Source organism: Streptomyces sp. SID5643 (assembly GCF_009872555.1).
Classification (GTDB): domain Bacteria; phylum Actinomycetota; class Actinomycetes; order Streptomycetales; family Streptomycetaceae; genus Streptomyces; species Streptomyces iakyrus.
On the sequence record NZ_WWIC01000169.1, the window covers coordinates 1 to 6,864 of the forward strand.

At 71.7% G+C, this 6,864-nt stretch carries 3 protein-coding genes and 1 pseudogene; 1 reads left to right on the top strand and 3 read right to left on the bottom strand.

Annotated elements, in window-relative coordinates:
• Positions 1-72: 72 nt before the first annotated feature.
• Positions 73-2,109: a streptophobe family protein gene (locus GTY56_RS20400; RefSeq protein ID WP_161366791.1), complete on the bottom strand. Its 2,037-nt coding sequence runs from the start codon at positions 2,107-2,109 to the stop codon at positions 73-75.
• Positions 2,110-2,348: 239 nt separating this feature from the next.
• Here GTY56_RS20400 and GTY56_RS20405 point away from each other — a divergent pair, with 239 nt between their 5' ends.
• Complete coding sequence (locus GTY56_RS20405) at positions 2,349-4,877, top strand: FHA domain-containing protein (RefSeq protein ID WP_161366792.1); 2,529 nt, start codon at positions 2,349-2,351, stop codon at positions 4,875-4,877.
• 90 nt (positions 4,878-4,967) lie between these two features.
• Here the strand turns inward: GTY56_RS20405 and GTY56_RS20410 are convergent, their stop codons facing one another.
• Together GTY56_RS20410 and GTY56_RS20415 are read right to left on the bottom strand one after the other, a co-directional pair.
• On the bottom strand, positions 4,968-5,696 hold the full coding sequence (locus GTY56_RS20410; RefSeq protein ID WP_161366793.1) for a transglycosylase SLT domain-containing protein: 729 nt from the start codon (positions 5,694-5,696) through the stop codon (positions 4,968-4,970).
• A 302-nt stretch (positions 5,697-5,998) separates the two neighbouring features.
• Positions 5,999-6,864 (bottom strand): annotated as a pseudogene (locus tag GTY56_RS20415) (S-adenosylmethionine:tRNA ribosyltransferase-isomerase); the annotation flags it as partial.

The following is a 6,864-nucleotide window of genomic DNA, read 5'->3' on the forward strand; positions in this document are numbered from 1 at the left end:
TGCCGGTGCCGGTGCCGGTGCCGGTGCCGGTACGGCACGTCATACCGGCACGGCGTCCGGCGCCGTCGCCGGTCACCTCCCGCCGCGGGGCTGCCGTGGCGGCGGGGGAGGCGGAGGGGGAGGGGGCGGCGGCCCGTTCCCGTTCCTCGGCCCGGGCGACTGCCGGGGGCCACGCGGAGGCGGCCCGACCGGCCGTACGACCGTAGGGGCGCCGTAGACGTCGCCGGGGGCGGGGGGCGCGTCGTTCGCCGGTGCGTCGTCCTCGGTGTCGGGCGCGGCATCGGAGCGCGGTTCCGCCTCCGGAGGCCGTGCGTCCTGCGGCTCTCGCAGCTCCTCCGGCACCCGGAGGTACGGATTGGTACCCGGGTTCGGCGGCCGGTACGGCGTACCCGGGGCGTAGGGCCCGGCTTCCTCCCGACCGGCCCGGGCTTGCCGAGGACCGGCGTCGTCCTCTGGTCGCCGCGGTCCGATGCCCGCGTCGTCGCGCCGCGGGCCGAGGCCGAGTGCGATGTCGGCGTCGTCCTCGGGTCGTACCGCACCTGCGCCGGCCCCCGTCCAGCCCTGCCCCCTGACCCCGCCGTACCCCGTCGGCCCACCGCCCCAGGGTGCCGCCTGCCCGGCGCCGGCCCCATGCTCGGCATGCCGGCTCCCCGCCCCGGGACCCGCCCCGCGCCCGGGCCATCCGGTGCTCGGCCCGCCTCCTGTCCCGCCGCCCGGGGGCAAGCCCTCTCCCCGAGCCGATGCCGTCGCCCGGCGCCCCGCCACGCCGCACGCCCACGCGAGCAACGCCCCCGCGGCCCCGGCACCCGCGCCCCACACCGCGCCCAGCAGCAGGGCCGGGCCCAGGGGGCCGTGCAGCTCGATGCCGCCGCCGAAGGCGTCGAAGCCGAGCACGGACAGGGAGGCGGTCACGGAGACGTCCGTCAGCCGGGCGAGCAACGGCAGGGCGAGGGCCGTCGCGCCCCCCAGGCGCAGCGCGCACCACCCCGCCAAGCGCAGCGCACCGGGTCCTTCCCCCACCGGCGTCCGCACTCCCGTCAGCACGCCGGCCAGCAGCATCATCAACCCCGCCGCCACCGCCAGCAGCCACACCCGGCCGTCCAGCTCGGCCAGCCGACTCAGCGTCACCGCCTCACCGGACCCGGCACCGAGCAGGTCGTCCAGCGGATCCGGCAGGAAACGGACCAGCTCGCCCGAGGCACGTCCGTCCCACGGCACGAACAGGCCGAGCGGGATGCCCAGCCAGACCCCGTTCGGCGCGCCGAGCAGTGCCGCTCCGGCGATGCGCTCGGGACGGTCGTCGCCGACCGCGGCGTACGCCGCCGCTGCGAACCCCGCCGCTACCGCCACCAGCAGCACGGTCACCACGGCCGACACGGCCGGCCGCACGACGCGGTGGAGGACCTCCCAGCCCGGCGGCAGCGGCGTACGGCGCGAGGACAGCAGTGCGACGAGGAGGATCCCGGCCGACCAGCCGGACCCGCCGAGCAGCGTCGGGACGGTGTCGACCGTGAAGCCGACCGCGGCCTGCGCGTCGACCAGGTCGCCGAGCCGGTCCGGCAGCAGCCCCCCGACGTCCCCGAGCCCCGGGATCTCGACGCCCCCGCTCCCACCGGTCACATCGTCGAGCCCGAGCGACCCGCCGTCGATGGTGATGACGTCGTGGCCCGCCCACGCCAGGCCGCCCAGCACCGCCACGAACAACGCCACCACGGCGCCCGCCCGCGCGAACAGTTCGGCCCGTGAGATCACAACTCCCGCTGCCCGCAAGGACCGCAGGAAGAACCACGACAGCAGCACCGCCCCGACCAGGCTCACCCCCAGTGGCGTGATCTCGATGGCCGTGTCCGCCTCCGCGCCCGTGATACCGAACGCCGACACCTCACCGGACGGCGTGACCGAACCACCCGCCCCGAGGGCCACCACCGCCGCGGTCATCGGCCCCAAGGAGCCTGCCGTATCCGCTTCCAGCAGCCGCAGACCCAGCGCTGCGGTCGCCGCCATCCCGATCAACGCCCAGCTCACGGCGGCCACGGCGGACATCAGCACGTCCCCCCACGGCACGCGCGCGTCGTCCTTCGCCGTCCCGGCCCCTGCGGCAGCACTCATGGCAGACCCCCCGATCCGCTGCGCGGTGGGACACCACGCATGTCCCCCTCGCGTCGAAATACCACTCTCCGGCCCGGTTTCAACCCCGTCAACGGAATCGGCGGATGCGTCCGGACGCGGTCTTCACAAGGCCCGACTTTCGGTCAGGGGGCCGCTCCTGAAATAGTTCCCCCCGATGTTCGACATCCCTAGACTCCCCATGTCGGGGGTAACTCGGGGGACAACTCAGTGGGGCTGGAGTGCCGGAACTCGTACTGGAATCAAACGGACGTACCTGGACGCTCGATCCGTCCAGGGCATACACCCTCGGACGTGATCCGCAGGGGGACGTCGTCTTCGACGACGCCAGGGTCTCCTGGCGTCACGCCACCATCAGCTTCAACGGCCGCAGTTGGGTCATCGAGGACCATGGCAGCACCAACGGCACCTTCGTGCAGGGTCAGCGCATCCACCAGCTGGAGCTCGGCCCCGGCTCGGCGGTCAACCTGGGCAATGCGACCGACGGCCCGCGCCTGAACCTGTCCGGCGACGCCGCGGCCTCCGTCGGCACGCCGCAGGCCCAGCCCCAGCAGCAGCCGTACGCCGCGCAGGGCGCGAACCCGGCCTGGGGGCAGCAGGCCCCGGCCCAGCAGCCGCCGCAGCAGCAGGCCCCGCAGGCCGGCTGGCAGCAGCCGCAGCAGGCCGCGGCGCACATCCCGCAGCAGCAGGGTCCCGGTGGTGTCGCGGGGGCACCGCCGGTCTACGGCGACCGCAGTCCGACCACGTTCCACCAGTTCTCGCTCGGCCGCGTGATGCGCATCGGCCGTGCCCTGGAGAACGAACTGGTCGTCTCCGACCTGCAGGTCTCGCGGCACCACGCCGAGTTCCACTCGACGCCCGACGGCCGTATGGAGATCCGGGACCTCGGCTCCCACAACGGCACGTACGTCAACGGCCAGCCGATCGCCAAGGGCGGCACCCAGCTGCTCGGCCCGACCGACGTCGTCGGCGTCGGTCACTCGACGTTCCGCATCGTCGGCGACCGGCTGGAGGAGTTCGTCGACACCGGTGAGGTGTCCTTCTCCGCCCGCCACCTGACGGTCACGGTCGACGGCGGGAAGCAGATCCTCAAGGACGTCTCCTTCGGCGTCCCGGAGAAGTCGCTGATCGCGGTCATCGGCCCGTCCGGCTCCGGCAAGTCGACCCTGCTCAAGGCGCTCACCGGCTACCGGCCCGCCAATCAGGGCGAGGTGCTCTACGACAACCGGAACCTCTACAAGCAGTTCGCCGAGCTGCGCCAGCGCATCGGTCTGGTCCCGCAGGACGACATCCTGCACAAGGAACTGACCGTCAAGAAGGCCCTCAAGTACGCGGCCAAGCTCCGCTTCCCGGCCGACACCACGGGCGCCGAGCGCGAGGCCCGCATCGACGAGGTGCTGCGCGAGCTCAAGCTCGACATCCACAAGGACAAGAAGGTCACGTCCCTCTCCGGCGGTCAGCGCAAGCGCGTCTCGGTCGCCCTGGAGCTGCTCACCAAGCCGTCGCTGATCTTCCTGGACGAGCCGACCTCCGGCCTCGACCCGGGCATGGACCGCGACGTCATGCAGCTGCTGCGCGGCCTCGCCGACGACGGCCGTACGGTCCTCGTCGTCACCCACTCGGTGGCCGAGCTGGCGATCTGCGACAAGCTGCTGGTGATGGCGCCGGGCGGCTCGGTCGCCTACTTCGGCCCGCCCGAGGAGGCGCTGAACTTCTTCGGCTACGACACCTGGGCCGATGTCTTCTCCGCCTTCGAGAACTACCGCGACTACGACTGGGCGGGCCGCTGGAAGGGCTCGCAGCACTACCAGATGTACGCCGCGGACATCGACGCCGTCGCGCCGCAGTCCGTACAGGTTCCGCCGATGCAGGCGATGAAGCCGCCGAAGCCGCAGGGCTGGATGTCCCAGTTCGTCACGCTTGTCCGGCGATACGTCTCGGTCATCGCCTCCGACAAGGGCTTCCTCGCCCTGATGGTGATCCTGCCGGCGGTGCTCGGCGCGGTCAGCCTGCTCATCGACGCCGACAAGGGCCTGCTGCCCAACCCGGCCAACCCGGAGACCGGCCGCATCATCCCGAACGGCACGGCCACCACGGTCCTGCTGATCCTCGCGGTCGGCGCCTGCTTCGCGGGCGCGGCGAACTCCGTCCGCGAGCTGATCAAGGAACGCGTCATCTACGAGCGGGAGCGCGCCACCGGCCTCTCGCGCTCGGCGTACCTGATGTCCAAGGTGTTCGTGCTCGGCATGATCACGGTGCTCCAGGGCCTGCTGGTCGGCGTCATCGGCTTCTCCAGCCGTGAGATCCCCGAGGAGGGCCTGGTCTTCGGCAGCGCCACGATGCTGGAGCTGTCCGTGCCGATCATGGCGCTGGGCTTCACCTCGATGATGTTCGGCCTGATCATCTCCTCGCTGGTGAAGACCGCCGAGAAGACCATGCCGCTGCTGGTGATGTTCGCCATCATCCAGGTCGTCTTCACCGGCTGCCTGTTCGCGCTGCACGGCTCGATCGGCGTCAACCAGTTCTCGTTCCTGATGCCGTCGCGCTGGGCGGTCGCCGCCGCCGGCGCCACGCTGGACTTCAACAAGATCAGCCCGCCCGAGACGGCCGGCGACAACGACCCGCTGTGGGAGCACACGGTCGGGGCCTGGGCCATGGACATGGGCGCTCTCCTCGTCCTCGGCGTGATCTGCGGCTTCTTCGTGGCCCGCTTCCTGCGCCGCCACGAGCCCGAGGTCATGCGCAAGTAGGCACCGCCGTACGACGCCCGAAGGGCGGCACCCCGTCAGGAGGGTGCCGCCCTTCGGCGTTCGTACAGCGAGCAGAGTCCCGCGCCGGCCTCAGTACGCGCTGTCGACGTTGTCCATCGAGCCGTACTTGTCGGCCGCGTAGTTGCAGGCGGCGGTGATGTTGGCTACCGGGTCGTAGATGTCCCAGGAGGTGCCGGGGACGTGCCAGTGCTTGAAGGTCGGCGGGATGACCTGCAGCAGGCCCTTCGACGGGATGCCGTTGATGGCGTTGATGTCCCAGTTGTTGATCGCCCTGGGGTTACCCGAGGACTCGCGGATGATGTTGCGCTTGATGCCGTCGTAGGAGCCCGGGATCCCGTGCTTCTTCATGACGTCGAGCGACTCACGGATCCAGCCGTCGAGGTTGTTCGGGTAGGTCTTCTTGGCGGCCTTCTTGGCCTCGGCGCGCTTGGCGGCGCGGCTCGCGGCCTCCTTCGCCTCGCGGGCGGCCTCGGCCTTCTTCTTCGCCGCCTCGGCGGCGGCCTTCTTCTTGGCGGCGGCCGCGGCGTCGGCCTTCTTCTTCGCCGCGATCTGCTCGGCCTTCAGGCTGGCGCCGGCCATCTGGTCCGTGACGCTCGCCTTGACGTCCTTGATCTGCTGGGTGCTGTACGCCACCGCAGCCGGCTGAGCGGCCTCGGTCGTGGTCTTCGTCGAGGCGCCGCTCGGCACCGCGGAGAACCCGATGGCGGCGGCGCCGAGGGTGGCGACACCCGCCATGGCGATCTTGTGGTGACGGGTCAGGCTACGACTCTGAACACGGCTGAAGATGTTCTTGGGCATGCTGCTGTGGACCTCTTCGAATAGCGCGGGAGTCGCTCGGCGTCCGGCGTTGGACTCGGTGTGTTTCCGACACGAACGCCGCGGAGGTGAACCCACGGCGCTGAGCGACGTGAGCAATTCTTAGCGGCCGCAAAATGGCGTGGCAAAGGTGTGACGTACGAAAGGAGATAGTGGATCAGGGAGGGGCAAATCGGGGCAGACTAGACGGTCTGCGCCGCTCAAAAGGTGCGACTTTGTCTCCTATGCACTTTCGTACGTGACGTGCGCCCTATGCGCGGGCTCACACCGGGCGGCATGCGTTCTCACCGCCCGTTGCACAAGCGATGCTCTCCGTGAGGGGCTTTCAGGGCCGTACGAGGTGCACGTCCCCGAACTCGTGCCACTGGTACCGGTGCTGGGGCGCAGCCGCGCGTGCCCGCTCGACCGCCGCCGGCACCATCAGCTGCGAGGCCTCCGGCTCGTGCAGCCCGGTCAGCAGACCGTCCACCCGCGCACGCCCCGCTCCGGGCGTGATGACGAGGCCCGTCCCTCCGGCACGCGCGCGTACGGTCCCATCGGCGCCCACCGCCGACTCCACGTCCCGACCGCCACGACCCGGCCCCCACCGGCCTTCGCCGGCCTTCGCCGCGTCGATCAGCCGCGCGGACGCCCAGGGCCCCGCGAAACGCTCCTCACAGGGCGGTTCGTGCGCCTCCGTCGAGGCCACCCCGGTGTGCAGCGTGACCGGCGTGTCCGCCGACGGCAGCGCGAACACCGTCTGGTGGACGGACAGCGGCTGGTCCCGCTCCGTACAGGCGTGGCGCATGGGCAAGGGCCCCGCAGCAGCCCCGGCCGGACACCCGTGCCCACCACAGCCGCCCGCTCCGCCCGCTCAGCGCCTCCTCCAGAACCAGCCGCATGCCCCCCGCGGCAGGCACACCTCCCTCCCCGCGGGCCCGCCCGCCCGCGCGCGTGGTGCCCCGCCCGTCGGGCTCCCGCAGCTCCACCGCCCAGCGGCCGTCGTCACCCCCGGGTGGAGAAGTGCACCACCACGCGCGCGTGCCCGTCCCCCGTCGACGGCCGCCGCCAGCATGGCCGAGGTGCTGACCACGAGCAGATCACCGGCCCGCAGCAGCAGCGGCAGTTCCGTGAACGCAGCTCCTCCAGCCTGACCAGCGGCTCGACGCCC